General features: G+C 59.3%; 27 protein-coding genes and 5 pseudogenes. 9 read left to right on the top strand and 23 right to left on the bottom strand.

Translation table 11 applies throughout. The annotated features are described in order from the left end of the window. Window positions 1-114: 114 nt before the first annotated feature. Window positions 115-765, bottom strand: a complete 651-nt coding sequence (locus tag ACLKMW_RS21970) for a LysR substrate-binding domain-containing protein (RefSeq protein ID WP_415726702.1) — start codon at window positions 763-765, stop codon at window positions 115-117. Window positions 766-780: 15 nt separating this feature from the next. Beyond that, window positions 781-966: pseudogene (locus ACLKMW_RS21975) on the bottom strand (LysR family transcriptional regulator); the annotation flags it as partial. Window positions 967-1,051: 85 nt separating this feature from the next. Here ACLKMW_RS21975 and ACLKMW_RS21980 point away from each other — a divergent pair. The 4 genes from ACLKMW_RS21980 (at window position 1,052) to ACLKMW_RS21995 (ending at window position 4,056) form a co-directional block, all read left to right on the top strand. After that, on the top strand, window positions 1,052-1,741 hold the full coding sequence (locus tag ACLKMW_RS21980) for an ankyrin repeat domain-containing protein (protein ID WP_415726671.1): 690 nt from the start codon (window positions 1,052-1,054) through the stop codon (window positions 1,739-1,741). Next, a complete protein-coding gene (locus tag ACLKMW_RS21985) occupies window positions 1,738-2,214 on the top strand; it encodes a nucleoside deaminase (protein WP_415726672.1) in 477 nt (158 codons plus the stop codon). Before ACLKMW_RS21980 ends, ACLKMW_RS21985 begins: the two co-directional genes overlap by 4 nt. Before the next feature lie 51 nt (window positions 2,215-2,265). Beyond that, on the top strand, window positions 2,266-3,486 hold the full coding sequence (locus ACLKMW_RS21990) for a cyanate transporter (protein WP_415726673.1): 1,221 nt from the start codon (window positions 2,266-2,268) through the stop codon (window positions 3,484-3,486). A gap of 162 nt (window positions 3,487-3,648) precedes the next feature. Further along, the gene (locus ACLKMW_RS21995; protein ID WP_415726703.1) at window positions 3,649-4,056 is read left to right on the top strand and encodes a (R)-mandelonitrile lyase; all 408 of its coding nucleotides are present in this window, start codon (window positions 3,649-3,651) and stop codon (window positions 4,054-4,056) included. Window positions 4,057-4,058: 2 nt separating this feature from the next. On the opposite strand, the gene ACLKMW_RS22000 is transcribed toward ACLKMW_RS21995, so the two are convergent. Genes ACLKMW_RS22000 through minC form a run of 4 tightly spaced genes read right to left on the bottom strand, consistent with a single transcriptional unit; the run spans window position 4,059 to window position 6,149 of the window. Beyond that, entirely contained in the window at window positions 4,059-4,232 is a 174-nt protein-coding gene (locus ACLKMW_RS22000) for a hypothetical protein (protein WP_415726674.1), read from the bottom strand. A 59-nt stretch (window positions 4,233-4,291) separates the two neighbouring features. Then, a complete protein-coding gene (minE, locus tag ACLKMW_RS22005; protein ID WP_415726675.1) occupies window positions 4,292-4,555 on the bottom strand; it encodes a cell division topological specificity factor MinE in 264 nt (87 codons plus the stop codon). Then, complete coding sequence (gene minD / locus ACLKMW_RS22010; protein ID WP_415726676.1) at window positions 4,552-5,367, bottom strand: septum site-determining protein MinD; 816 nt, start codon at window positions 5,365-5,367, stop codon at window positions 4,552-4,554. Before minD ends, minE begins: the two co-directional genes overlap by 4 nt. Before the next feature lie 32 nt (window positions 5,368-5,399). Next, the gene (minC, locus tag ACLKMW_RS22015) at window positions 5,400-6,149 is read right to left on the bottom strand and encodes a septum site-determining protein MinC (RefSeq protein ID WP_415726677.1); all 750 of its coding nucleotides are present in this window, start codon (window positions 6,147-6,149) and stop codon (window positions 5,400-5,402) included. Between the two features lie 303 nt (window positions 6,150-6,452). On the opposite strand from minC, the gene ACLKMW_RS22020 reads away from it, so the two are divergent. Both ACLKMW_RS22020 and ACLKMW_RS22025 read left to right on the top strand, forming a co-directional pair. After that, window positions 6,453-6,896: an Rrf2 family transcriptional regulator gene (locus ACLKMW_RS22020; RefSeq protein ID WP_415726704.1), complete on the top strand. Its 444-nt coding sequence runs from the start codon at window positions 6,453-6,455 to the stop codon at window positions 6,894-6,896. Between the two features lie 3 nt (window positions 6,897-6,899). Next, a complete protein-coding gene (locus tag ACLKMW_RS22025; protein WP_415726678.1) occupies window positions 6,900-7,781 on the top strand; it encodes an NAD(P)/FAD-dependent oxidoreductase in 882 nt (293 codons plus the stop codon). Between the two features lie 288 nt (window positions 7,782-8,069). Here ACLKMW_RS22025 and ACLKMW_RS22030 read toward each other — a convergent pair whose 3' ends face one another. Then, entirely contained in the window at window positions 8,070-8,393 is a 324-nt protein-coding gene (locus ACLKMW_RS22030) for a hypothetical protein (protein ID WP_415726706.1), read from the bottom strand. A gap of 15 nt (window positions 8,394-8,408) precedes the next feature. On the opposite strand from ACLKMW_RS22030, the pseudogene ACLKMW_RS22035 reads away from it, so the two are divergent. Together ACLKMW_RS22035 and ACLKMW_RS22040 are read left to right on the top strand one after the other, a co-directional pair. Beyond that, a pseudogene (locus ACLKMW_RS22035) lies at window positions 8,409-8,468 on the top strand (KGG domain-containing protein); the annotation flags it as partial. Window positions 8,469-8,627: 159 nt separating this feature from the next. After that, a complete protein-coding gene (locus tag ACLKMW_RS22040; RefSeq protein ID WP_415726679.1) occupies window positions 8,628-9,404 on the top strand; it encodes an aminoglycoside adenylyltransferase family protein in 777 nt (258 codons plus the stop codon). A gap of 547 nt (window positions 9,405-9,951) precedes the next feature. Here ACLKMW_RS22040 and ACLKMW_RS22045 read toward each other — a convergent pair. From ACLKMW_RS22045 to ACLKMW_RS22100, 12 genes and pseudogenes are all read right to left on the bottom strand, one after another. After that, window positions 9,952-10,350 (bottom strand): annotated as a pseudogene (locus ACLKMW_RS22045) (transposase); the annotation flags it as partial. Between the two features lie 257 nt (window positions 10,351-10,607). Continuing rightward, window positions 10,608-11,114, bottom strand: a complete 507-nt coding sequence (locus ACLKMW_RS22050) for a DUF2243 domain-containing protein (protein ID WP_415726681.1) — start codon at window positions 11,112-11,114, stop codon at window positions 10,608-10,610. Between the two features lie 206 nt (window positions 11,115-11,320). Then, window positions 11,321-11,620: pseudogene (locus ACLKMW_RS22055) on the bottom strand (transposase); the annotation flags it as partial. A 670-nt stretch (window positions 11,621-12,290) separates the two neighbouring features. Continuing rightward, the gene (locus ACLKMW_RS22060) at window positions 12,291-13,370 is read right to left on the bottom strand and encodes a rolling circle replication-associated protein (protein WP_415726683.1); all 1,080 of its coding nucleotides are present in this window, start codon (window positions 13,368-13,370) and stop codon (window positions 12,291-12,293) included. Between the two features lie 100 nt (window positions 13,371-13,470). Further along, the gene (locus ACLKMW_RS22065) at window positions 13,471-14,025 is read right to left on the bottom strand and encodes a M15 family metallopeptidase (protein WP_415726684.1); all 555 of its coding nucleotides are present in this window, start codon (window positions 14,023-14,025) and stop codon (window positions 13,471-13,473) included. Beyond that, the gene (locus tag ACLKMW_RS22070) at window positions 13,994-14,599 is read right to left on the bottom strand and encodes a hypothetical protein (protein ID WP_415726685.1); all 606 of its coding nucleotides are present in this window, start codon (window positions 14,597-14,599) and stop codon (window positions 13,994-13,996) included. The genes ACLKMW_RS22065 and ACLKMW_RS22070 overlap by 32 nt, the downstream gene beginning before the upstream one ends. A gap of 77 nt (window positions 14,600-14,676) precedes the next feature. Continuing rightward, complete coding sequence (locus tag ACLKMW_RS22075; protein ID WP_415726686.1) at window positions 14,677-16,302, bottom strand: major capsid protein; 1,626 nt, start codon at window positions 16,300-16,302, stop codon at window positions 14,677-14,679. Window positions 16,303-16,396: 94 nt separating this feature from the next. Then, entirely contained in the window at window positions 16,397-17,194 is a 798-nt protein-coding gene (locus ACLKMW_RS22080) for a hypothetical protein (protein WP_415726687.1), read from the bottom strand. A 99-nt stretch (window positions 17,195-17,293) separates the two neighbouring features. Beyond that, a complete protein-coding gene (locus ACLKMW_RS22085; RefSeq protein WP_415726688.1) occupies window positions 17,294-17,497 on the bottom strand; it encodes a hypothetical protein in 204 nt (67 codons plus the stop codon). Window positions 17,498-17,710: 213 nt separating this feature from the next. Continuing rightward, on the bottom strand, window positions 17,711-18,091 hold the full coding sequence (locus ACLKMW_RS22090) for an RES family NAD+ phosphorylase (RefSeq protein ID WP_415726689.1): 381 nt from the start codon (window positions 18,089-18,091) through the stop codon (window positions 17,711-17,713). Further along, entirely contained in the window at window positions 17,989-18,432 is a 444-nt protein-coding gene (locus ACLKMW_RS22095) for an antitoxin Xre/MbcA/ParS toxin-binding domain-containing protein (RefSeq protein ID WP_415726690.1), read from the bottom strand. Before ACLKMW_RS22095 ends, ACLKMW_RS22090 begins: the two co-directional genes overlap by 103 nt. A 215-nt stretch (window positions 18,433-18,647) precedes the next feature. Then, a complete protein-coding gene (locus ACLKMW_RS22100; RefSeq protein ID WP_415726705.1) occupies window positions 18,648-19,574 on the bottom strand; it encodes a manganese catalase family protein in 927 nt (308 codons plus the stop codon). Between the two features lie 384 nt (window positions 19,575-19,958). Between ACLKMW_RS22100 and ACLKMW_RS22105 the strand changes: the two are divergent. Then, window positions 19,959-20,554: pseudogene (locus ACLKMW_RS22105) on the top strand (GGDEF domain-containing protein). On the opposite strand, the gene ACLKMW_RS22110 reads toward ACLKMW_RS22105, so the two are convergent. Genes ACLKMW_RS22110 through ACLKMW_RS22125 form a run of 4 tightly spaced genes read right to left on the bottom strand, consistent with a single transcriptional unit; the run spans window position 20,540 to window position 24,770 of the window. Continuing rightward, on the bottom strand, window positions 20,540-21,805 hold the full coding sequence (locus tag ACLKMW_RS22110) for an ArgE/DapE family deacylase (RefSeq protein WP_415726691.1): 1,266 nt from the start codon (window positions 21,803-21,805) through the stop codon (window positions 20,540-20,542). The pseudogene ACLKMW_RS22105 and the gene ACLKMW_RS22110 overlap by 15 nt on opposite strands. Next, the gene (locus tag ACLKMW_RS22115; RefSeq protein ID WP_415726692.1) at window positions 21,805-23,052 is read right to left on the bottom strand and encodes an allantoate amidohydrolase; all 1,248 of its coding nucleotides are present in this window, start codon (window positions 23,050-23,052) and stop codon (window positions 21,805-21,807) included. Before ACLKMW_RS22115 ends, ACLKMW_RS22110 begins: the two co-directional genes overlap by 1 nt. 31 nt (window positions 23,053-23,083) lie before the next feature. Continuing rightward, window positions 23,084-23,989 carry an allantoinase PuuE gene (gene puuE / locus ACLKMW_RS22120; protein WP_415726693.1) on the bottom strand — a complete coding sequence of 302 codons (906 nt, stop codon included), beginning with the start codon at window positions 23,987-23,989 and terminating at the stop codon, window positions 23,084-23,086. A gap of 31 nt (window positions 23,990-24,020) precedes the next feature. Further along, window positions 24,021-24,770, bottom strand: a complete 750-nt coding sequence (locus ACLKMW_RS22125) for an aspartate/glutamate racemase family protein (protein ID WP_415726694.1) — start codon at window positions 24,768-24,770, stop codon at window positions 24,021-24,023. Window positions 24,771-24,777: the final 7 nt, after the last annotated feature.

Here is a 24,777-nt window from a genome sequence, read left to right on the forward strand (position 1 = left end):
TCCGGCAGTTCCACCCGTCCTACCCTGAACTGCCGGATCCGCTCTCAAGCAGGAGCTGGGAAGCTTCTAGGTATCGCATCATGGCACGTGGGGCTGCGCCGTAGGTTAGCGCGGTCATCCGTTGACAACATCTGCGAGCACCGTGGCAATCTGTTGGATTTGTTCGGGTGCATCGCGCGTATGGTGAATGACGATTTCCATCGCTTCGATCTCCGGCAGTCCATCTGCCGGCGTCATGATGCGATGGCCAGGCAAAGCCGCTCGCCGGGGAAGAAGACTTACTCCCAATCCTTCAGCGATAGCGCTCTGAAGGCTGGCAAGGCTTGAACTGGTGTAGATCAGGTGCCAACGCCGTCCCACTCGGTCGAGGGCATTCATCATGTCGTTTCTGTAAAGACCATTGGGCGGAAAGGCGACCAGGGGGAGGGGATCGGCTGCAGAGATCGGATGAGCCGCACTTTCCAGCCAGCATAGAGGCTCCGGCCAATGCATCATGCCGGCGGTTTCTCCGCGCTTCTGCTTGACCATGACCAGATCGAACTCGCCCATATTGAACGAGCGTTGAAGGTCACGGCTTAGACCGCTGGTCACCTCGAGCTTCACGTTTGGATGATCACGCATGAATTGCGCCAATGCCGGCGTGACGAGCCTTGATGCAAAGTCTTCCGGCAAACCGAGCCGTAATGTACGTCCGACCGCAGTTCCCGACATCGCCGCGGACGCTTCATCATTGAGCATCAGCATGCGGCGTGCATAGCCGAGCAACTGCTCCCCAGCCTCCGTCGGCTGGACGCCACGCCGACCGCGATTGAGCAAATGCTGCCCGGTTGCCTCTTCCAGCCGCAATATCTTCTGGCTGATCGTCGATTGCGTTGAATTCAGCAATCGCGCCGATGCGGTGAAGCTGCGAGCGTCAACCACGGTGACGAAGGCCCGTAGGAGGTCGAGGTTAAGAACAGTATTCATATTCCAACTTCATATCATTGAAACATTTCATTTCCAAATGCGTCGCTGGCTGTGTAACTCCAATGGGCAGACAGGAGGCACATCCATGCACGCATCGATTTCAAGGCTAAGTGCGCTGGCCGTCATCGTGGGGCTCATGCTCATGTTCAACGGGCACTTTGCGGAAACGGCAACAGCCGCTTACGCGCAGACTGGACTGATTGCAGCCGCTGCGGTCGGAGATATTGCAGCCGTGAAGAAGGCACTCAGTGCCGGCGCTGCGCTGGAAGAGCGTGATGAACGCCGGCGAACGGCGCTTCTTGCCGCCGTTCATGGCAATCACGTTGAGGTCGCACGAGCGCTTATTGAAGCTGGAGCCGACGTCAACGCCAAGGACGACATGAACGACAGCCCGTACCTTTATGCTGGGGCGCGGGGATATCTTGATATTCTCAAGTTGACGCTGGAGCATGGCGCCGATCTCGAAAGCACCAATCGCTATGGCGGTACGGCACTCATTCCCGCAGCCGAGCGAGGTCATGTCGAAACCGTTAGCACGCTGATTGAAGCCGGCGTCGACGTCGATCACGTCAACAAGCTCGGCTGGACTGCCTTGCTCGAAGCCATCATTCTCGGCGATGGCGGTTCTCGCCATATTGAAATCGTGAAGCTCCTGGTCGAAGCGGGAGCGAACGTCAACCTCGCCGACAAGGATGGTGTGAGGCCGCTTCAGCACGCACGCCAGCGTGGCTATTCCGAAATCGTAAGTTTGCTTCAGAATGCAGGTGCCAAATGACGGATATTAATAAATTCCTCGACGAAGCCGTTGCTCTTGCGCTCGACAATGTAGAGCGAGGCGGCCGTCCTTTTGGCGCTGTCGTGGTCAAGGATGGCGAAGTCATCGCCCGCGCGGTCAACCGGATGCAGGCGGATAGTGATCCGACCGCACACGCCGAACTGTTGGCCTTGCGGGCGGCCGGCAAGGCCCTTCAGTCGCCGCGGCTGGACGGCTGCGCGGTCTACGCAAGTGGCCAGCCTTGCCCGATGTGCCTCGCCGCCATGCGCATGTCAGGCATCGATGACGTCACATTCGCTTATTCCAACGACGAGGCCGAGCCCTTCGGCTTGTCGACCGCTGCCATCGCCGCCGAATTGGCGAAGCCCTTCGACCAGCAAGCCGGCCTGTCGATCAGACATTGCCCTCACGCAGCCAGCGAGGCGAACCATCTCTACCGGGTCTGGCAAGCCAAAAATACTTTCCGGAGCTAGAATAAACGCATGCCGGATAGTCAACAGCCTGCGCGGGGCGGGCAATGGGCGATGCTTGCCCTGATCGCATTGATCGGGCTCAATCTTCGCCCGTTTCTCACCGCATCGGGACCCATTCTATCGAGTATAGAGGCCGACACAGGCATGGGCTATGACGGCCTGGCCATGCTTACGCTGTTGCCCATTCTGCTGATGGGCGCAGGCGCATTTTTTGCGCCAAGCATTCAAACAGCAGTAGGCACGCGCCGTGGGGTGCTCGCCGCGCTATTGGTGCTCATGCTCGGTTCGCTGCTGAAGCTGGCAGTTTCCGGCGGTTTGTCGCTGATTATGACGGCGGCACTGTGCGGAGCGGGCGTGGCATTCATACAGGCCGTTCTCCCGGGCATCATCAAGGAAAGATTTCCGGCAAATGTTTCTGCCGTGACCGGACTTTATTCGGCCATGATCATGGGAGGCGGCGCGCTCGGGGCACGGATCACGCCAATCCTGATGGGCAGTGAGGACGATTGGCGATCCGCGTTGGCCTGGCTGGCGCTTCCCGCCGGTATCGCCCTTGTCGCTGCCTTCCGCATTTTATCGAACGCGAAGGTTGCCAGGCCGGACCGCTCCCTGACAAGCGCACTGCTTCGTCGCCCCCGCACATGGGCGCTGATGGCGGCTTTCGGTCTGGTCAATGGCGGCTATTCCTCAATGGTAGCGTGGCTTGCGCCATACTATCAAAGTCAAGGATGGGGAATCGCCACGAGCGGGAACCTTGTCGCGGTTATGGCGGTGTTCCAAGCAGTTTCGGCTCTTACCATCCCTGTGCTGGCTCGGCGCAGCATCGACCGCCGTCCCTGGCTCTGCACCACTCTGCTGATGCAGGCGATCGGATTTTCCGGACTGGCATTCTTTCCAGCCGCGTCCCCCGCCTTCTGGGCGGGTGTTTGCGGAGCCGGTCTTGGCGGAAGCTTTTCGCTCTCGATCGTTGCCGCGCTCGATCATCTTCCCCGACCCGAGCAGGCGGGAACTCTAACTGCTCTGATGCAGGGTGGCGGTTTCCTGATTGCAGCGCTTGCACCTCTGGCTACAGCTCTGTTGCACGATTGGAGCGGCAGTTTCGTCAGCGGATGGATAATGCATTTGGGATGCATTGCGGTGACCTTCCCGCTTTATATGCGGCTCGATCCGGCCAGATACGCTGATGTCATGGGTCTACCCACGTTCGATAAGCGGATTGCCCTGCCTAACCTCAGTGCGAAAGCGGCTGATTGCTCCGGAATCCGGAATTGAACGGACATATGGACCGCGGCTGTCCCGGATGTCCGGAAGGACTCACGCACGGTCTCACCTACCGTTTGACAGCCATCTGCCATGAACGCACTCGCAACGCTCTATTTCGCTCCTGGTCGTCCGAGCATATGATTGCTGAAGATCGACAATGGAGAAAATCGAGTGGACATAAAGCGATGCGGAACACGGCCGTCGATGAAGCCATCGGCCGACTACTTCACCGGTAATGTTCGACAGGATCCGATCATCGAGGCGGAGTCACCGGCCCAGGTTCGCGCGGTCAGCGTCAGCTTCGAGCCGGGCGCTCGAACCGTCTGGCACACCCACCCACTCGGTCAGACGCTGATCGTTACCTCCGGCTGCGGACTGGCGCAGACGTGGGGCGGACCGGTGCAGGAGATCCGCAGCGGTGATGTGGTCTGGTTCTCCCCGGGAGAAAAGCATTGGCACGGCGCGTCACCGAGCACTGCTATGACGCACATCGCCATTCAGGAGGCGCTGGACGGTAAAGCCGTCGATTGGCTAGAGCGTGTGTCCGACGAGGAATACGCCTCGCCGTTCACGACCTGACGCTACGCCACGGAAGCCGGCCGGTTGGACCCGCTGACCGCTGCTTCGCAGACCTCTATGTGCTTGGCCAGTGCCTCGTTGGACATAACCGCGCTGATCGTCCGGATATCGCGGTTCTGGAACTTCGGCATCTGCTGCAGTTCCTTGAGGCGCTCGAGAAGTGCTACGCGCGTCATGCTCGTCTCCTTTCGCTTGGTCGGGCGGCTGTGACATGCCGCCGGTTAGGCGGCCACAGTCAGGCGGCCCGCACACCCGCCTTCAACGGGATCTCGATATCGACTTCCAGCGTCGAAACCTGCTCGCCGCGATCCATTTTCACGTTCACCTTGTCGCGATCGACCTGCACGTGCTTGGCGATGACGGCCAGGATCTCCTCCCGCAGGACCGCCACCAGATCCGAGTGGCCGGCTGACGACCGCTCGTGGGCAAGCAGCACCTGAAGGCGCTCGCGCGCTGTCGGCGCCGAACTCTTCTTGCCGAAGAAGTTGAAAATGCTCATGCCGCCCTCCGCCCGAATATCTTACCGAACAGTCCGCGCTTTTCGCCCGGAATGGTGACCGGAACCGTCTCTCCGGTGAGCCGGCGGGCGGCGTCGAGATAGGCCAAAGCCGGTGCGCTGCGGCTGTCGGCAACCGTGACCGGCATGCCGATGTTGGAGGCGCGCAGCACGTCCATGCTCTCTGGAATGATACCGAGCAGCGGGATCGACAGTATCTCGAGCACGTCGTCCACTTTCAGCATGTCGCCGCGCTTGGCGCGCTCGGCATCATAGCGAGTGAGCAGCAGATGCTTCTCCACCCGGTCGCCTCGCTCAGCCCTGGCGGTCTTGGCGTCGAGGAGGCCGATGATGCGATCTGAATCGCGAACCGAGGAGACTTCCGGATTTGTCACGATGACGGCGATGTCGGCGTGGCGCATCGCCAGCGTGGCGCCACGCTCGATGCCGGCCGGGCTGTCGCAAATGATCCAGTCGAATGAATTCTTCAGTTCGCCAATCACGCGCTCCACGCCCTCGGGCGTCAGATTGTCCTTGTCGCGCGTCTGGGATGCCGGCAGCAGGTGGAGCGTCTCTACCCGCTTGTCGCGGATCAGCGCCTGCGGCAGCTTGGCGTCACCCTGGATGACATTGATCAGATCGTAGACGACCCTGCGCTCGGCACCCATGACGAGGTCGAGATTGCGCAAGCCGACATCGAAATCAACGACGACGGTCTTTTCGTTCCTCTGCGCCAGTGCCGCGCCGAGCGCGGCGGTGGAGGTCGTCTTGCCCACCCCTCCCTTACCTGATGTCACCACGATTACTTTCGCCATCTAGCTCTCCTGTCTAATGGCCGGCCGCCAAATTAGTTTAGGGTCTCTGCCCTGATCACATCGCCTTCGAGCCAGAACTGGACGGCTTGCCCGCGAAGCTTGCGGTCCATGTCGTCGGCCGTCTTGTAGAGGCCGTCGATCGCCAGCAGTTCCGCCTCCAGCTTTCGGCAGAAGATGCGGGCCGAGGCATTGCCCACCGAGCCCGCCAAAGCCCTTCCTCTCAGCGTCCCGTAGACGTGGATCGAGCCGCCGGCAATGATCTCGGCACCCGATGCGACCGATCCGACAATGGTGACGTCGCCTTCCGGAAAGATCACCGATTGTCCGGAACGCACGGGTTCCTTGACGATGATCGAAGGCACGGCCCGTACCGGAGGCGTTGCCACAGGCGGCGTTGCTTCTGCCGGCCTGTCATCGGAACGGGGTGCATCGGCAGCCGCTGCCTCGGCAGGCGCTTCGAAATCGCTCGCCGGCCGGCCGCCCCCTATAGCGGGGGGCAAGCCGGGGCCCAGCAGCGACGAACGCGCTCCCTCGATGCCCATGACCTGCACGCTACGTTGAGCAAGCGCCTCGATCAGTTCCTTCAACTGCACCCGATCGATATCGAGATTCTCCACATCGAGAACGATTGGCCGTCTGAGGAAAAACCCTGCAGAACGTGCTGCGAGATCGTCGAGTCGGGCGAGCCATCCCTCGAACGGCAGTTCCGGAGAAAGCGCAAGCGCCAGGAAGGAGCGGCCCTTGAGACGGATTGGACGCGTGTCTGTTAGCACTTCGGTCATCTTGGTTAATTTTCCCTTGCTGTGATCTAGGCGGACGATGGTTAACCAATGGTTAACGCCCATGTCTGCAAAGGGCCAGAGAGGGGATTTTGATGGGTTCGAGCGGCTTTATCTGTAGAAGCTCGCAGCGCATGGTTGTAGCGCTACGAGCGCTGGGTCCGGCAGGTTTAGTTGCTGTCGACATAATAGATAGCTGAGTCGCGCAGGGGCTCTAAACCGACAACTCGCGTCATCCACAGCCAACGCGCACCAAAGGTGGCCGTAGCCTTGATGTTGCGCTTGAATCGTAATATTAAAAGTTACATGAAACGAGACAGCCGCCTTTCTTCGGTCCTCCACGCGCTTTTGCATATCGCCGATCGTGGCGAACCGCTCACCTCCGAAGTGCTCGCCAAGTGTATGAACACCCATCCAGTTGTGGTTCGCCGCACGATGGGTCTTTTGCGTGAGGCGGGCTTCGTACGCTCCGCGAAGGGTCGTGCGGGCGGCTGGTCCATGGCAACCGATCTCGACGCTATCTCCCTTCGCCAATTGCACGAGGCGCTCGGCGAGCCGGCCGTCTTTGCCATCGGCAACCGGAACGAAACAACGGAGTGTCTCGTCGAGCAGTCAGTCAATGCCGTGTTGGATCGAGCCTTCGCCGAGGCTGAGGCACTGCTGCTCGAGCGTTTCGCCTCCGTCACCCTTGCAGATCTCGCTGTGGAATTCTCGCGGCGTCACGCGGATCGGCGACAAGGAAAGGTATAGAACATGCTCCATGACGTGATCGTCGTCGGGGGCAGCTACGCCGGCATGGCGGCTGCTCTGCAACTTCTGCGCGCGCGGCGCAAGGTGCTCATCATCGACGCGGGCCTTCGGCGCAACAGGTTCGCTTCCGCATCGCACGGCTTTCTGGGTCAGGATGGGACCGATCCGGCTCAGATCGCACGTGCCGCGCGAGATCAGCTTACGGCCTATCCGACACTGACCTGGCTGGAAGATACCGCGACGGATGCCGAGCAGCACGAGGGGCGCTTCGTAGTGACGACCTCTGACCGCGCGCGACATGATGGCCGGCGACTGGTCTTCGCCACCGGTGTCAGCGACACACTGCCCGCGATCGACGGGCTGCCTGAACGTTGGGGCAGGAGCGTCTTCCACTGTCCCTATTGTCATGGCTACGAACTCGACTTGGGGCGGATCGGGGTGATCGCGACGGGGCCGCTCGTGTTTCATCAAGCGCTCTTGCTTGCCGAATGGGGGAAGGTGACCTTGCTCTTGAACGGCGCCTTCGAACCGGACGCGCAGGCCCGCGCCCAGCTCAGTAAGCGTGACGTTGCGGTCGAGACGAGTCGGATTGCAGGCATCGAAGGTCACGCGGACGTAAGGTTGGAAGACGGGCGTCTCGTGCGTTTCGCAGGGCTCTTCATAGCCACCCGCAACGCGCCGTCTACACCGCTGGCGGAAAGCCTCGACTGCCAGATTGAAGTCACGCCTTTCGGCACCCAGATTTCAACGGACGCCACTAGGCAGACCACGGTACCCGGCGCCTTCGCCTGCGGGGACGCAGCCCAAGTGCCACATTCCGTATCGCTCGCTGTCGGGGACGGCGCTATGACGGGGATACATGTGCATCGGTCATTGGTGTTTTGAAATGATTGCGAAGAGCGCCGGGTAGGGGAGGTGCATGCTCTGCGGCGCAATTCTCTTGCGCAAGAAACCGCAAGTTTTGACAACGCGTCAGCAGAGGACGCAACAGATGAGTTCTGATTTGAAGGAACATCATCACCGCTGGTTTGTTCTTCAGGTAGTGGATCAAACTATCAGGGAAAATCATCATGAATAAATCGGTGAAAGAAGCGCGGTGGTTGCTGTTTCCGGTTTTCGGCCTATGGGGATTGATCGCTATTATCGGTGTGGCTGCCAGCTAACGTTTATGGCTCAGGTCAACAGGCAAGCGCTGGAGGCAATACTTTCGGGCGTGGGTGCTCGCCAATTTTCAACAGGGCGCGAGCATTTGAATGCCCCAAACCGTTTACGGCTACGTAATGTTTCGTGAGGGAACGCCTTCTTTTCCGAAGGGTTGAACTCACGAGGTGTCGAGAGCCTCAACGCGTAAATCCAACTAGGAGAAGCATCATGCCAAACCGAGGCGGAACCCACGAGCAGCATGTCAAAGCTGGGCAGCAGAGCCACAAAAACGACGACACCAAAAGAGGCCAGCAGCAGGCGCAAGACGACAAAAATCGTCAGCAGGGTGGCCATCGAGGTGGCAGCGGCAACTTTGCAGAAGACCGCGAGCGCGCTTCCGAAGCCGGACGCAAGGGCGGTCAGCGCTAGCTTCTAACAAATATATCGAGTTAAAAACCCGTTCGGTTCACGCCGGACGGGTTTTTTTGCTGCCCGCATTTGAAGGTTATGAGCTTGGCGATTTTAACCGCGTGGTCATGAAGGGCAGGGGCCTCATGAACTGGGCACAAATAATGGAAACGATGCACCATGAACGGAGACACGCCGACAATTCCGGGTGAAGCATCGCAGGCGCTGCTGATTGTGCAAAGTTGCCTTGGCGACTCACTTTTAGCCGTCTACCTGCACGGTTCGGCCGTGGCGGGTGGCCTCCGCCCGGGCAGCGACGTGGATGTGCTTGTGGTCACTAACCAGCCGACAACCCCGAAAGTTCGCGAATGCCTGGTGGCCGAGTTGAGGATGATTTCGGGACGGCACCCGGCCGAGCCGGGAGCTCCGCGTCCTCTTGAACTGATCGTCTTTCAACATGCCGATCTCATGGCATCGGTTTATCCTGTGCGCAGCGAGTTCGTTTACGGCGAGTGGCTACGCGAGGCATTCGAGGCTGGCGTGGCGCCGGAGCCCGCGGCCGATCCTGAATTCACCCTCCTTTTGGCGCAAGCCCGGCAGGAAGCAAAGACCTTGATCGGACCAGATCCAGCCGGACTGTTGCCGATCATTCTGGAAACCGACATTCGCCGTGCGATCGGGGATGCGCTTCCTATGCTTCTCGGTAGGCTGGAAGGAGATGAACGCAACGTCCTGCTCACACTCGTGCGTATGTGGCGAACGCTGGCTACAGGAGAGTTCGTCTCCAAGGATGTTGCCGCAGAATGGGCGATGATCCGCCTGCCTGCCGAGCCCGCCGCAGTGATCGCCTGCGCGAGAGAGGCATATCTGGGCAGGAGGACGGATGATTGGCAGACACAACACGAAGTGCGACAGGTCGTTGGCGATCTAAGCAGACGCGTCATGGCGATGCTATGATCGCTCCCCCCCGTGTCGTTGGCGTTCCCCCAAGAGGCCGGGCTGAGGCTGTGTGGCAGGCGGGGCTCTGCACTTCGATGCAGGTGGTGATGTTGGAGGCGTAGCTATATCGTTGCCATCCCCCAAGCTGGCAGAATGGTACCGATCCACAGCCGTGCGTTAACCGCTCTTCAATCCACTGCCCTCCCGAGCGGTGTTAGACGGCGTTTTCGCCGGGGTGTCGAGAGATGGTCCACCAATCAGTCAGCGGCTCTCCCCAGCAACGTAAAGATGGCGGCTGCGCCAAGCACCGCAATCTGGGCCAGCCGCTCTGCGACCTTTTTTGGGGAAGGTTGCGAGCCTTGATCCGTGAGCGCGATCCAAGTTGCTGCTGCCCCGGACAGCACCGTCAGGCAGATCGCGGAAAGGAATAGGAGCTTAAATGGAAGCATGGGGTTTCTCCGATCGACAACATCGAAGCTAATGATGCGCCATCGCAAAGCGGCGTGGATAAAGCGGGACCATAAGACTGTCAGGGAGGACGGGGTGACGCGTCCCGCAAACGAGCAAGATGCCTGAAGCGCCGATCTGCGGAGGCGATGTCGGTCTTTTGGCCTGCCGAGAGCGTCAGTTTGATTGGCCTGCTATTGGCATCGACAAGAACATGTATCTTGGTCATCAGGTCACCACGGGATCGACCGAGGCAATGATCTCGATCCTCTTTTTGCCGTCACGCCCTGCTGATGGACGCGACAATAGGGGTGTCGATCATCTGGACCTTGCCATCAATGGTGCGTGGGCGGTATCGCTCAGGCAGGTCTCGCAAAGGTGCACCGGATCGCAGCACCCAGAAGATGAATGCCGTCGAGGACCTGTCGATCATCTACGCGCGGACCCCTCTCGACTTGTAGGGTAACAGTGGCTTGATCACGCGCCACTCAAAGCCGGTCAGGTCGTATCGGCTCATGCGGAACCATCGGATTCCGCTGCAACATGAAAGTCTCAAGTCGGGAAACAGGCCAATGCCGGCGGATTGTCACGAAACTCTGAGTACTCAAAGACCGAAGCATCGCAGCGACAACAGGCCGTAGGCGGTTGGCTCATATCCCAACAGGAGACGGCTCCAAACCGGCTTTGTTGCCAACACGGTCAGCAGCCCGAAGCCGCTCCAGATGATGGCGGTGCCGTAAGATGTTCGGGCATATCGGCCGAAGCGCTCCATAGTCAGGCGGCCGCTCGTTGCCGTGCGTACATATCCTGTTTGCCGGAGCGCATGAGCATGCAGCCGATGATAAACATGGTCGCGCCCCACACCAGAAAACCAATATCCCAATAGATTCGGTACTCTTCGGCCACCGTTTCGTTGACCCTATGCACAACAAGCAGATGGTGGTCGATTATTCCTTCCACCACGTTGAAGGCACCGAAGCCGATGAGCATCGTGCCGACTAGGAGCTTGTTCGACCAATAGAGGTGGCGACGATGCGCATGACGCCAGAGGATGAACAGGCCCGCCACGACGAAAATGTAGGTGCTGCTGTGAAAGATGCCGTCCCAGAAGGTGTTCAGCTCGAGATTTTCAATGGAGGTGATTGGGTACCAGCTACTTAGCATGTGATGCCATTGCAGTACCTGATGCAAAACGATTCCGTCGAAGAAACCACCAAGGCCGAGGCCGAATAGTATTCCAGACGCCGTGGGGAACGTTCTGATCTCGGCGGTCCTGGGCATGATCTTATCCTCCCTTTGGGATTGGGATCATGGCGCAGTTGCAATCAGTGTCCTGCCGACATACCAACCCCTGCCTCGCAGGTATGTTCCCCTGTCTGCGTCCGCTCTCTGCCAAATCAGTCAATCCGCCTTTATGAGTTCATGGCCTAGACAAGGCCTCAGCACATAAAATAACCATTCCACCGAAACGCGCGACTTGGCTGCGGCTCAGGCGGCCAGTCATGCTTGATCCGTTCGATGATCGACGCACACAACTTCGGATGCCGAACCAGTTTGCGATGCCGGCTGCGACGTTCCTTGGCCTTGCCATTCGCTGCCACGCAGAAATAGCCGGTCAGTTCCGGCATCTCGGCGTCTTCGAACGTGTTCCGCGCGATCTCGCGGAAAATCGTCGAGCGATGGCGGCCGAGCTTCTCGGCAATGACGTCGACAGCGACGCCGGCCTGACGCCAGCGCTCGATCTTACGGCGTTCATCCAAATCGAGCTGGGAGTAGATGCGCTTCACCGGTGATTTCCTTGCATGCGATAAGCCACTGATATCGCTGCAAAGTCGCACTTCAAGGTAGAACCCACAACATCTCATGTCATGTCAAAGTCGCGTAAGATATCATATGGAATATCCCCGCCTTAGTGACAGTAACCACCCAAATCTGATTTGGGCCGCTACTGTCAAGTGGTCAAAACAATATTTCCCCAAGCCCTACACCCAAGCTAAAAATTGGGATCACTACCACCACAAAAAACGCGATCCAGACCATAATTGTCAGCATCGCTTTTGTTGCTTCGGACATTTTCCACCCCTCAACACCACGGTACGAACCGCTTGTTTACACCGCCGCCCTTTGCAGAGCGAGCGGCTTTCTTACTATCCGGACGCTTCTTGCAGTGTAGAACCTCGCGCGCCTCTTTGAGAGACGACTTCCTTGCGTCAGGCTCGGAGACTGCCGGAGCGATCCTTAAATTTGAACGCGTTCTATGCCGTTCAGAGGGTTGGTTGGATATAGCTTCGCGCAAAGCAGCGATAGAGGGCAGGGGTGCCACAGCCTGTTTGCGCTTAGATGGTCGCGCGGCAAAGCCGCTGTTTCGACCATGGTCCGAATGCAGCCTAGTCGGCTGCATGATTTTTTTCTTAGACGGGCTCTTGAGGAAAGGGGAGCCCCATGCCAGCGGACTGGCTAAATCCCTCTCGATTGAGCGAGATACCGGCTTTGCCGCATCGCTTCTTCGCGCGCTGCGAGCAGCCGCTGCTTGACTGCGCTTGGCCTTACCTTTTCGTGCCATCCTAAGTCACCTTCCGTGTCATATGAGAACCACAACCGGACGCCATCAACGTCCGAATAATGAGCGTTCACCCGCTCATCAAACTTCGGCGGCGTTCCGCCTGGGGGAGGGGCCCACGGAATAGGCACCCGGCCACCGCGCTCAAAGCGCGGCATCGAGGTACTTTCGACGTAGCTTTCCAGACCTTTGTTAAGCCAAGCCCAGATGACCGGCGATTGCGGCGGCTCATCGTTGTATTTTGCGCGCCATCCTTCCACGAAGTAGCGGCAGAAATTATCCGCCGTCTTGCCGCTCATCATGAACTGGATTGGCTTAGCCGCGTCCCGGAACACTTTTACCGTCTTGCTCCTTGTGCCATGCGGCACCCGGCGCACATCAGCGAACGAGTAAAACAAGTCTTGCGGGGATATGCCCGCGTCGACGTACCTTTCCGCCAGTTGCTGGAAATAAGCGTCACCGAGCGGCGGCTTTTTCGAAGGCATAGGCCCGAACCCTTGTCGGGCATCGTCACCCATATCCTTCTGCAGGTACTTGCAGGCATAGCGGATCGCTTCGGCGCTCACCTTGTCCCAATAGGACAGGCCATGCGGCCAATGCTTTTGCATGAAGTTCTCCCGCAACTTGTGCTCGGGAACTTTGCCCTGCCAGTACAGGACGATATGCCAGTGCGCACGGCCCTTCTTGGAGCCGTATTCGCCCACGACGAAATAGCGCACCGGATATCCGTCGACGCGCAGATATTTGAGGAATTTTTGCACGTCTGAATAGGTCAAAACCGCAGCCCGGATGTGATCAATCCCGCCTATCGTCAGGTCCTCGCCATAGGTCAGCGTAACAACGTGAGCGGCGCTAGCGGTTTTTCCTTCGGCAATGTTGCGACCGACCCAATCATCAACTTTGCGCTCGCGACATTGCCAGCATTCGCGACAGGCAACGAACCCGACATCTGCGATTTTGCTTGGATTGAGGCACACGGTTTCGTTTCCTGTCACTAAATGCACATTGGACCAAGGGATGTGTGTTCGGCTGGCGAGAAAAATACTTGCGTTTTTTCTCGCCAGCCATGGGCGGACGCTAATCGCGCCCGTCCCAATCTTCGCCGTCCGCATACGCGGCACGGATTGAGCGCCAGTTAGCTAGCTCCCAATGGGCAGGGTCCCAGAATTTCCAGTCCCCGCCCCAGATGACGTCAATACCGGCTTGCGCGGCCACCTCTTTGCCGAGGTGACCGAGCACCGCCCATTGCTTAGGCGACAGCGCCCACGCTTTTGTTCCGTGGATCAAATCGACCGCAGCGCCATAATTGTGCGGACTTTCGCCCGCCCGCGCTTTGCTACGACCGGCCTTGAACAGCCGGTTTTGCTCCAGCGAGCCACGCACGACACAATGAGCAAACAGCGGAATGCCGAGCTTGAAACAGCGCTTAATCAGCTTGCGCTCGAACTCCAGTATTTCCGGCTGCGCGCCCGTTCGATCCGCGCGCCCCTGCTGGACCGACCAGCGCTCCGAATAGATGAACGCCCGATCCACCATGCCGCTCACCTCATGTACGTAGGCGTGATCCCCGAGACCGGGGACCACATCGAGCGCAGGGCGGTCAGGCACCACCGCCTCCCGGCGATTGGCCATCCACCGCGCCTCCGGCGTCCGCGCCGGGTTCGGGCTGGACAGGCTCCGGTGACTGTACCTCTGCTCCACCAGCATTAGCAGCCGCTCCCGGAGCGTCGGTGACGACGGTTTCTGCTGGTCTTCCATTGGCTTCCTCCAAACGCCGACGCTCGAACGCGGCCTCTATTTCGCCCGCCTGCTGCGCAAGGCGGCGCTCCATGTTTTGCTGCATGCGGTACATCATCTCTTCAAGTTCTGGATTGCGATGGCGACGGTTCGCGATCTTTGTGAAGATCACAGGGTCAACCACGCGAACGAACGTCGGCTCGCCATCGGCGGTCTGATACCAGACCTGCCCACCGTCCCGAGGGACCGCGATCCATGCCACGTCGCCGCCCGCCGCAAACTCGATTGTTTCCACCCCGGGCGGCACCACAGCTATCAGCTGCTCCACCGCGCCCACTTCGCCCCAAGTGCGATAGAAAGCGGTTTCATGCTCACAATTGACATGGAGCCTGATGCGACGCTCGCCGTCCACGCCGGGGAGAACCACGGCATCGCCGGAGTACATCTGCCAGCGCGCCAACGAATTCAATTTAATAGCCATTGCATTACCTTTCAGGTTACCGCCAGTGAATGCACTGGCGGCTCAGTTGAACGAGGGAAGGGGAGTTAAGCCTTGGCGATACGATCCTGCGGAGCGACCGCGAGAACCTTTTCGTAGTCATCGGTCGCCTCAACCAAATGGCCACCGAAGACCGTATTGCCTTCAATAAACACATCGCCCTGGGTGACCACTTCGAACGGGTCTTGATTGGTCACGACGAACGGTTTCGTATGCATGTTGGTGCACAGGTAGAAGTCCGTTGAGAGCGTCGGGTTTGCCGTCTCAACAGCCCAAATGCGTTGCCGATCCTCATCAAAACCGGCATCGACTTCGGGGCGATAGAAGCGCCCGCCCACGCGTGGCGCATCGATGTTCCAGCGCGCGTTAAGCGGCTCATAGCCGAACGTCGCATCAGGCGTATCGTGGTCAACGTCGATACGACCATTCTTGACGACCTCGACTTTCTCCGGGTCCAACGTGTCCCGCAGGTACTGCGGCAGCATATCGACCGTCGTCGTATGCAAGTACGGGTCTTCCTGACGCTCAAAAAGCTGGTCAGGCGTGATCTCTGCCACGATCATCACGATACCGCCCGTGCCGATGCGCGGCACTTGAACCGACATGTCGAGGAACGTCGCCCCGTTCACGACACTTTCGGTAAGGTTTGCACCATCCGATGCATACCGCTTCGCCATGCCGAAAATGGTTGTCTTATCGGCCAGCAACATCGGCTGCTTAAACGCTTGCTCGGGGATGGAAATACCATCCATCAGCAAATTGATGATCCAGTCATCATGGGCGTTATACTGCTGACGCAGCCGCGCAAACGCCTGCGTTTTGCGCGCCATTTCGATGTTAGAGAGCGAAACGGTGATACCGTTTTGCTCCATTTCCGCGAAGATTTCCGGGAAGCTACCGACGCCACCGGGCACCGCCTTGAAGAACACCGAATTGCTAGTGTTGTTATCGTAATAGGACGGATAACTCACGGTGCTACCGTCGCTCTCCCTCGCGGCATTGAGTGGCCCGAGTGTCGGGTTGGCATTCGCGAAGGCGATGCCCTTAACCGCCAGCTGCGAATTGACGACGTTAAGAGGAACCTCGCCGTCAATCACTGCCTGATCAAAGTCCGGCACGATATGCCGGAACTGCTCATGCGACCAAAAGGCCGGAGCCAGATCCGTCTGAAGCCGTGTCCGAAGCGCCAGGTCCGGCGAGCGGTTTTCGGCGCGGAAGTTCCAAATGCGGTTGTACGCTTCCAAATAGGCCGTGTTGACCAACTGGTCAGGCCGTCCGTGAAGGCCAAGATACTTATAGACCGCATTGGCACCATGCGCACCGAACGCCGCCGTTTCGATGTATGGCACCACAAGTTCGCCTTCGAGAGGCGGCTTGCCCTCATAGGAGAGGTTCAACTGATCCATCGAGCCGTTGAAGCGCTCCAGCGCCAAATTCGGCACTAGATAGGCCATGACGCGAACGTTAATCGCGTTCATGAGAATTTCCGCCGTTTCCATGCTCTCGAAAGAGAACCGGAGACGACCGGACCGAACGGCATCCTCGCGCAGCAGCGGGAAGGCGGCAATGGGAACCATCTTACCAGCGGGCAGGGAGGTGATACCCCGCGCCGCCTGCCGACGCATCGTGCGCGGCGTTGCTATCGGTTGCGTGTTCGAACGCGCCTTAGACATTGAATTAGGAGCCTTCACTTGCTTCTTCCTTTCTTGAAGCGTTTCAGAATTTTACGGAGTTTCGCGCGACGACGCGCACATGCGCCGCAGCGTCTCATCGCCAACGGATGTCAAAAGACGGGACATAATCCCACCATGTGCCAGACTTCGGCACAGGCGTTACCTTGACCCCATCCTTCCAACCGCGTTGGAATTCCGGCAAGGTTTTGTGTTGGATGTTGTACGCAATATCCCCGCCGAGGTTTCGGAGGAACCAAGCGGTAGAAGCAAGTTCGCTGTCGCCATACCTTGCTTCGAAGGTTTCCGCGTCCATGAGTTTAGGATTTACATCCATATCCCGCCACGGATTGGTGACCGACGGTCGTTCCAACGTCGGTGTTTGAGGCTTGCCCATCGACGCCGACAACGCCGCCGCCTTGCCAGACGGACGCCGTTCCACCGCGCCCGCTGTATAGCTTGGCACGTTGAATGACCTCGACGGTCGCGCCGTTAGGTTAGCCGTCGAGGCATTCAGGTTGCGGATTTGCGCCTGGACAAGCTCATATTCCGCTTCCCGCTTCTGATCCGCGAACGGGTCGAAGTTGGAAAGAAAGCTGTTGCCGATAGACATAAGGCTATCGCCAATAGCACCACCCGCGCCTTCCGTTGCCTGAAGCACAGGTGCCCTACGCGACAGAGGAGCTTCCGCCGCATTGGAAGACGACAGCGAAAAACCTGCCGAGCCGCCATTGCGAAGGACGGTTAGAGGGTTGAAGCCCGCCGATGCCGCCTCCTTGACCATCTTGTCATAGTCAACTTCGCTGCGAACAACTTGCGGATGGGCTTCCGCATAAGCCCGCGCTTCCGCGCGGTCCTCAAGGTCCCACTGCCGTTGGAGGTGCATCGCCTCCATTTCGTTCTTGTACTGCTGTTTCGCCTGCTTCTTCTTCGAGCTAGAAGACAGAACGGCGCCGCCGATCGAGGCGACGGCGCCGATTAACGCCCCGATGAACTAGTCAACCTCCCGAAGCAGCGATTTGCGACTTGCGCGCGCCGTCAACAGATCGACGCCGACGAGAACCGCCGCCATTACGCCGTTGACCAACTGCGCGACAAGATCGCTATCAAGGCCGCGCGCGATAAGATACGCGGCGGCCATCGTGCCGAGCCGCTCAAGCAGCGGCCGGGCAAAGTTCCGAATAAGCATGTCTTTCATGAGTTTGCCTTTCGACGTTAAACCGTCACCGAAAGGCGGGTTCCATAATGCGTTCACGGTTCAGGCCATGAATGCCGCATAAGATATCTTATGGAACTTCCCCAACCCTTTGAACTTGAATAATATTTCGCCCCTAGAGGAGCCGCACAACCAATTCGAACGGCGCAATGCTCTCAATCCTAATTGCACTGGCGGCTGGATGAGGAGGATTGATCATCTCGTTCTGATCGGAGCTGTTGGGGACCGAAACGATGGCTGAAGGAACGAACAAAAGCGCAGTTCCAAACCTGCAAGCCATTCGTCTCCGATCCGCTGTGTGAAGGATTCGCGCCGGCGCCAGCCGTCGGGGAGCTCTGCCAAGGCGCGGCTTATAAGCGGTGTATCGTCGGGCACTTCATAAGCGACCATGGCAAGGGTCGGCAGCAACTCCGGATCCTCGACATAAACGAGCTTTTCAAACACACACAGGGACGGCGACGTGGCGGCATAGGTCACGAGACGGCCCACGCTGTTCCACCGGCCGCCGAACCGTAAGCCGTAACCTCCATCGGACGCTTCAGCAAACCGCAGGCTCGAAAGCCGCCACAGCCGCATAAGGCGGCAGCACCCCAGGCAATGTTGCCGAGAACCGCTTCAATGACTCGCGCTCCGGCCTCTGTCTGAGCAACATTCAGTGGCGTTTCGCCGCCCAGCTCGGCCAGTTCCTTCCGCAGCCAGCGGTTAGCTTTGTCGGCTTCGCCAAACATCTCCTCCGCAAGCAACTGGATGCGCAGGATGCGAACCGCACGGTCGGACTCCTCGATCGTCAGGCGTTGGTTCTTCTCGGCGCGGTGCCTGCGTGTGCGCGCCGGAATGACGAAGCGCTCGATTTCCTGTTCACTCAGGCCGGCCAGTGACAATCCCTGGAGCGTGGCAAGTGGAAGGCGCCGTCTCACGATCATCGCAAGATCGGCCTGGGAATGAACATGCACCAAGAAACGCTGACGCCCCCAGCTTGCGGGCGACTTCCTCAATCACCGCTATGGACGTGGCCATATTTCATCTCCGGCAATATGCCTCAAAATTTCGGGCATCTTGCCGAAATTGCAACTCCTTCGTCTTCTGCAACCGGCGACAGGTCCGGCCTGAATCGCGTGCCGAGGACTACCGATTACCGCGACGCTTGGTATAGCTTGGTGGCGATCTCAAACATCTCCTCGGGGGCATAGTCGGGGGTGAACGCCGAGGGCTCGCCAACAAGTTCGTGAATCTTGCCGCCGTCCGGCATGCCTTCCACGACTTCCAATTCCCCGGGAGGATCGTCCGGCAGGGCCATCTCTCCGTTTCCCCAAATGGCTGACATCGCGACATAGTCTTGCGGACTGAAAGTGTAGAGCCGGCGATGCGAGCCCTCCTCCAGATACTTCTGACATTCGGGAATATTGCCAAGCGGGATATTCGGCGTCGGAAGCATCTTCTCGATCTCCACACCGGTGATCTGCTTGAGGGCGAGCGCATATGCGTGGGCGTGCACCGATCCCCTGACCAGGAGATAGCCGCAGACCTCCCGACCGGTGGGATCCGAAACGGTTTCGTAGACGCGCAGCTTGTGCAGACGAGCCCCGCATTCCAGATGGAAGTTGTGCAGGAGATCGAAAATCACATTGCCGGTGGTGGTGACGAAATCATTGTTCCAGCTGAGGCCGTTTCCATTCACGGGGACGGCACCTCCGCCATGCGACAGGAACCCCGAGGCAAGCCGGATGTCTTTCATCACCTCAAAGGGCGCGCCGCTTATATCCGTGGGGCCGACCATGTCGCCATCAGGCTCGTCAGGACCATTGTTCAGCATCGCAACGCCATTGCTGACCAACTCGACATGCCCGAGTTCTTCAGCCGTGATTGCCGCAACGAGGCTGTAAAAGGGCTTGAGCTTGCTCTTCGAACGGAAATTGAAACTTTGGAACAGGTAGTTGTTCAGAGTTGACATTTCGCCATATTTTCCGCCCAGCAACTCTTGCAGGGCGGCGGCGGCATTGGGGTCTTGCTGCGCTGGGGCTGGCAATTCGATTTGAAGCTTGTCGACACGTAGAAACATGGGGCGGGTCCTCCTTCGAAGCGCCACCAACCCCCTTCCCCTGCATATGTTCCATCACAATAACGGTGGTCCGGGCGCCCGCCGAACCGAATTCGCGCTGCTTTTCGCAACATGGCAGCACTATTTTGAACTGCTGATAAGCGCTTCTTCGCGCTTGCGCTGTAGTCTCGGTGGGCTAGCCGTCGCCGATCTCCAGGAGCTTACTGATGAAACCGGATCCAGCGATCGGGCTGACATTTTGGCAAAACACCCGAAACGACACCAAGGTTCAAGCGCGCGCCTCTTGTCGTCGACAGTCCGCGACAACGCTGATGATCTGGTTGGCGTTTTCTACAGTGCGTCCTGGCAGACGACGAAGCCTCAACGTTTCTGAGCCACTCGGTTGTGCATCAACGGCTCCCGCGGCAGGCCTCTCTCTCGTCCATCTTGAGCCGCGAGATTGCCTTTGCCAATTGTGCCGGCACCGCTCTTACCTTGCTGATGATCGACGTCGATCATTTCAAAGGGATCAATGACAAATGGGGTCACTCGACAGGCGATATGGTCTTGCGGCAAGTCGCCGAGATAATATGGACAACGTGCGAACCAGCGACTTTGTGTCCCGCTACGGTGGCGAAGACTTCCTTATTGCGCTCGTTGAAACAGCAGAGGACCGCGGCGTCGAAATCGCCGAGCGCATAAGGCAGGAGTTCGTCTCCCGTTCGCTTCAATTGCCGGAAGGCGGTACGCTGAATTCAACCGTTTCCATCGGGGTTGCCGCCCACCGCGGTCATCCGGATTATGCATATCTGATCGATATAGCTGACAAGCGCTCTACCAGGCGAAGAGCGCCGGTCGCAACCGAACCGAGACAGGCATGCCGGCTAGCGGCCTTCAGGCACCGGCCGCCGGCGACTGACTATGTCGCCTTAGCCGGTGGCCGACGGGCGCCTGAACGCTTCAAACGAGGCGTCGCTTCGATGATCTCAGGCACCGCCTGACAGCATTTCGTTAAGCGAGAGTGCAATGACATTGGTGGCCAGAATCAGGTCGTCGAGCTTGAGCTTCTCGTCGGCGCGATGAGCGTTGGCTTCCAGCATGGTTCGCGGACCCGCCCCGTAAAGCACCGTCGGAATGCCGGCGTTGCAGTAGTGCCGTGCATCCGTATAGAGCGGCACGCCATGGGCCAGCACTTCCTCGCCGATCAGGGCCGAGGCGTGCCGCTGCAGCGCGCCGGCAAGGCGCTCCTGCCCCTTCAACGGTTTCAGCGGATTGGCGAGCATCAACTCGCGCACATGGCATTCCACGCCGGGCATTTCTCGCGCCGCCCCCTCGATGAAAGCGATCAGCTCGCGCGTGACTTCCGCGCCGTTCTCCTCGGGTATCATGCGCCGATCGATGCGCATGACGATTTTGTCGGGAACGACATTCGTGTTCACCCCTCCCGAAATCAGACCGACGACCAATGACGGAATGGTGATGCCGGTAACCGATGACTTCTGCTCGGCGAACCCGGCCCGTAGCGAATAAACCCGGTTGAGGATGTGAGTGGCAGCTTCCAGCGCATCGACGCCGGTTTCCGGACGTGCCGCGTGGGCCGACTTGCCGCGCACCTCGACATCGAGATGAAGGCAGCCATTGTGTGCGGTGACGACGCCGTAGGAAAGGCCGGCGCAGATCGCATAGTCCGGCTTGGTCAGGCCCTGCTGCAACAGATAGAGTGGGCCGATATCACCACCCACCTCTTCGTCATACGTCAGGTGGATTTCCACCGCGCCGGACAGTTTTTCGCCGAGCGACATGAGCGCCAGCAACGCATAGGCATAGGTCACGAAATCCGATTTCGAGGTGGCGACTCCGCGGCCATACATCCAGCCGTCCTTGATCTCGGCACCGTATGGATCGACCGTCCATCCTTCGCCCGGCGCCACGACATCGCCATGAGCGTTGAGCGCGATGGTCGGGCCCGGACCGAAACGGTGCCGCACGATCAGATTGGTGGCGCTGATCATACCGACCTTTTCGACCAGTTCCTGCGGTATCTTGTGGCGCTCGACCTCGAACCCAAGAGCCTCATAGAGTTCGGCGGCGCGGTCGGCATGCGCCTGGCAGTCTCCCGGCGGGTTGTCGGAAGCGACCTTGACGAGTTCGGCAAGCATGCGGATCTGATCGTCGCGGTGCGAACCGATAAAGTCCATCAGGCGAGCTTCTGGTCCACCTTCGGAGCGCGAGGCGATTGGTCTGGGGTTCATTATGTGTTCCTTTGAAAATTCTCGATGAAGTTGAGGAGGACGGCCGCGCCCGCCGCAACGTCTTGGGCGGTCACGGACTCCTGGGGAGAGTGGCTGACGCCGTCCTTGCACCTGACGAAGATCATGCCGATGTCGGTGAGCGTGCTCATGGCCATGCCGTCATGACCGGCACCGCTCGGCAACCGGATCGCGCGAAGTCCCGTCTTTTCAACGGCACTGTCGAGCTGGTTGATGAAGGCCGGAGCACAGGGGCATGATTCCAAGTCGAGGATCACATCGATCTCGATGCCCACTCCGCGACGCTCGGCAATCTCGGTGGCGGCGGCCGCGAATTGGGCATAGGCGGCCTTGCGCACATCATCGACTTGGGAGCGCAGATCGAGCGACAGCGACACCTCGCCCGGTATCACATTGATCAGGCCCGGCTCCGCTTTGATCACCCCGACCGTGCCAACGGTGTTCTGATGTGAAGCAGCAATGCTCTCCACCGCAAGCGCGATTTCGCTCGCCGCCAACATCGGGTCGTGGCGCATGCCCATCGGCACGGTGCCGGCGTGGTTCGCAGCACCTTTCAGTTTGACCATGGCGCGTGTCTGACCGCTAATTGCGGTGACCACACCGACGGGAAGGTCTTCAGCCTGCAGCACCGGACCCTGCTCTATATGGATTTCGACATAGCCGATGACCTCTTCGGGCCGATGCGCAGCCGCCGAAATGCGGGTCGGATCGAGGCCGAACTTGGCCATCGCCTCTCTCATGGTCAGGCCGTTTTCGTCCTTTGCATTAAGGAGATCGTCGCCATGCTGGCCGGTGATCGCGCGGCTGCCGGCAAGCGTTGTCCTGAAGCGCGTGCCTTCCTCATCGCCGAACGCGACGACTTCAATGCCGAAGGGAAAACGCCTGCCGCGCGCGTTGAGGACGGCGACACAATCCAACGAGGTCAGCACGCCGAGCGGACCGTCATAACGACCCGCATTGACGACGCTGTCCATGTGCGATCCCGTAACCAGGTAAGGACCGCCGCCGGCTTGGGAATGGTAGCGTCCGATGACGTTGCCGACCTCGTCGATGCGCGCATCCATGCCCGCATCCGTCATCCATGCCACCAGGGTTTCGGCCGCTACCTTATGCTGCCGGGAAAGATAGAGGCGCGTCACGCCCTCGCCGGGCTCGCTGATCCGGCCGAGTTCGTCGCAGCGCGCCATGATGCGCCTGCCGGCATCGGGTTCGCTCAGATAGCTCGGCATGAGGCTGCTTCTCCCCGCGCTTTCGGCCTGATCAGCTCTGAGGCGCATGGTGCTTATGCCAGTGGCGGGCGATGGCATCGCGGCGGCAGATCCAGACCGCATCGTGCTTTTGCACGTAGTCGAGGAAGCGCAGGAACGAGGCCCAGCGCCCCGGACGTCCGACGATGCGTAGATGCAAGCCGGCCGACATCATTCGCGGAATGCGGTCGCTCTCGCGATAAAGCACGTCGAACGTGTCCTTCAGATAGGCGAAATACTGGTCGCCCGAGTTGAAGCCGGCGGTCGCCACAAAGCGCATATCGTTCGCCTCAAGCGTGTAGGGAATGCGCAGATGCTGTTTGCCGTTGACGTTTTCCCAGTAAGGCAGGTCATCGGCGTATGTATCGGAATCGTAGAGGAAACCGCCTTCCTCGACGACGAGCTTCAGCGTGTTGGGGCTGCAACGCCCGGTATACCAGCCGACCGGCCGTTCGCCGGTGATGCGGGCGATGGTTTCAATGGCCAGCTTCATGTGGGCGCGCTCGGTTTCCTCGCCCATCCACTGATGATCGATCCATTTCCAGCCATGGCTGGCGATCTCGTGGCCGAGCGAGTGCATGATCTTGCCGGCTTCGGGATAATGCTCCAGCGCCAGACCGTTCGCCAACACCGTCGCCTGGATGCCTCGTTCCTTGAACTCGTTGAAGATGCGCCAGAACGCGACGCGGGTGCCGTATTCGTAGAGCGACTCCATGTTCATGTTGCGTACGCCGTAGAGCTGCGGTGCGCCCATAATGTCGGAAATGAAGTTTTCGGAATGCGCGTCGCCATGTAGGACGCAGTTTTCCGAGCCCTCCTCGAAGGCGACGATGATCTGAAGGGCGAGCTTGGCGCCGTTCGGCCAGTTTGCCATCGGAGGCTTGTCGCCGTAGCCCACCATGTCTCGTGGATATGCCATTTGTCCGTCCCTTTCCTTATTTTCGCGCGTGCTACCGTCCGCCATTTGGCGCAATTTCCAGGTGCTTCACTGATCCGCTCAGTCTCTTCGGCAGCGGATAGGCGAGATCGCCGAACTTGCTGGTGCCGAGCCGGAGCGCCACGATGCTCTCGATCAGCTTCGTGGCGGCGGTGACACCCTCGATGACCGGCACGCCGATTTCCTGCTGGATGTGGTCGGCAAGATCTGCCATGCCCGCGCAGCCGAGCACGATCGCACCGATCTCATCCTCGGCAACGGCGCGCCGGCATTCCTCGACAATGTCCCTGCAGGCCGCCATACCGGTCTCTTCCAGCTCCAGCACCTCGAGCCCGGAGGCCCTCACCTTCCTGCACTGATGCTCGAAACCGTGGATCTGCAGCAGGTGCTCGCAGATGATCTTTGTGCGCGCCAAAGTGGTAACCACGGAAAAGCGGGTGGCAACGATGCTGGCTATATGGAAGGCGGCTTCGGCGATGCCGATCACCGGACCGCGCGCAAGCTCGCGTGCGGCCAGATAGCCAGGGTCGCCGAAACAGGCGATCACATAGCCGTCGAGGCCGTCACGTTCGCCTTCGCGTATCTTTTCGAGAATACCGATCGTGCTGACGGCCTCGTCATAGTGGCTTTCGATTGAAGGCGGCCCGCTGGTCACGGAGACGGAAAGCACCTCCGTGCCCGGTGCCGCAACCTGGCGGGCAGCGGCCAGATTCTTTTGCGCGAAGGCAGCTGTTGTCGTCGGATTGATGATCTGGATGCGCATGATGCTC

Source organism: Borborobacter xinjiangensis, from assembly GCF_047739745.1.
Classification (GTDB): Bacteria; Pseudomonadota; Alphaproteobacteria; order Rhizobiales; family Rhizobiaceae; genus Pseudaminobacter.

What these genes read in the sequence shown, in the direction of transcription:
- ACLKMW_RS22000 (WP_415726674.1), bottom strand. Translation starts at nt 4,232, where the DNA reads ATGACGCGCGTAGCACTTCTCGAGCGCCTCAAGGAACTGCAGCAGATG.
- ACLKMW_RS22110 (WP_415726691.1), bottom strand. Translation starts at nt 21,805, where the DNA reads ATGAACCCCAGACCAATCGCCTCGCGCTCCGAAGGTGGACCAGAAGCT.
- ACLKMW_RS22115 (WP_415726692.1), bottom strand. Translation starts at nt 23,052, where the DNA reads ATGCCGAGCTATCTGAGCGAACCCGATGCCGGCAGGCGCATCATGGCG.
- minC (WP_415726677.1), bottom strand. Translation starts at nt 6,149, where the DNA reads ATGACCGAAGTGCTAACAGACACGCGTCCAATCCGTCTCAAGGGCCGC.
- ACLKMW_RS22020 (WP_415726704.1), top strand. Translation starts at nt 6,453, where the DNA reads ATGAAACGAGACAGCCGCCTTTCTTCGGTCCTCCACGCGCTTTTGCAT.
- minD (WP_415726676.1), bottom strand. Translation starts at nt 5,367, where the DNA reads ATGGCGAAAGTAATCGTGGTGACATCAGGTAAGGGAGGGGTGGGCAAG.
- ACLKMW_RS22025 (WP_415726678.1), top strand. Translation starts at nt 6,900, where the DNA reads ATGCTCCATGACGTGATCGTCGTCGGGGGCAGCTACGCCGGCATGGCG.
- ACLKMW_RS22100 (WP_415726705.1), bottom strand. Translation starts at nt 19,574, where the DNA reads ATGTTTCTACGTGTCGACAAGCTTCAAATCGAATTGCCAGCCCCAGCG.
- ACLKMW_RS22030 (WP_415726706.1), bottom strand. Translation starts at nt 8,393, where the DNA reads ATGGCCACCCTGCTGACGATTTTTGTCGTCTTGCGCCTGCTGCTGGCC.
- puuE (WP_415726693.1), bottom strand. Translation starts at nt 23,989, where the DNA reads ATGGCATATCCACGAGACATGGTGGGCTACGGCGACAAGCCTCCGATG.
- ACLKMW_RS22050 (WP_415726681.1), bottom strand. Translation starts at nt 11,114, where the DNA reads ATGCCCAGGACCGCCGAGATCAGAACGTTCCCCACGGCGTCTGGAATA.
- ACLKMW_RS22040 (WP_415726679.1), top strand. Translation starts at nt 8,628, where the DNA reads ATGAACGGAGACACGCCGACAATTCCGGGTGAAGCATCGCAGGCGCTG.
- ACLKMW_RS21980 (WP_415726671.1), top strand. Translation starts at nt 1,052, where the DNA reads ATGCACGCATCGATTTCAAGGCTAAGTGCGCTGGCCGTCATCGTGGGG.
- ACLKMW_RS22075 (WP_415726686.1), bottom strand. Translation starts at nt 16,302, where the DNA reads ATGTCTAAGGCGCGTTCGAACACGCAACCGATAGCAACGCCGCGCACG.
- ACLKMW_RS22085 (WP_415726688.1), bottom strand. Translation starts at nt 17,497, where the DNA reads ATGAAAGACATGCTTATTCGGAACTTTGCCCGGCCGCTGCTTGAGCGG.
- ACLKMW_RS22090 (WP_415726689.1), bottom strand. Translation starts at nt 18,091, where the DNA reads ATGCGGCTGTGGCGGCTTTCGAGCCTGCGGTTTGCTGAAGCGTCCGAT.
- ACLKMW_RS21985 (WP_415726672.1), top strand. Translation starts at nt 1,738, where the DNA reads ATGACGGATATTAATAAATTCCTCGACGAAGCCGTTGCTCTTGCGCTC.
- ACLKMW_RS21990 (WP_415726673.1), top strand. Translation starts at nt 2,266, where the DNA reads ATGCTTGCCCTGATCGCATTGATCGGGCTCAATCTTCGCCCGTTTCTC.
- ACLKMW_RS22065 (WP_415726684.1), bottom strand. Translation starts at nt 14,025, where the DNA reads ATGGCCAATCGCCGGGAGGCGGTGGTGCCTGACCGCCCTGCGCTCGAT.
- ACLKMW_RS22080 (WP_415726687.1), bottom strand. Translation starts at nt 17,194, where the DNA reads ATGGAGGCGATGCACCTCCAACGGCAGTGGGACCTTGAGGACCGCGCG.
- minE (WP_415726675.1), bottom strand. Translation starts at nt 4,555, where the DNA reads ATGAGCATTTTCAACTTCTTCGGCAAGAAGAGTTCGGCGCCGACAGCG.
- ACLKMW_RS22125 (WP_415726694.1), bottom strand. Translation starts at nt 24,770, where the DNA reads ATGCGCATCCAGATCATCAATCCGACGACAACAGCTGCCTTCGCGCAA.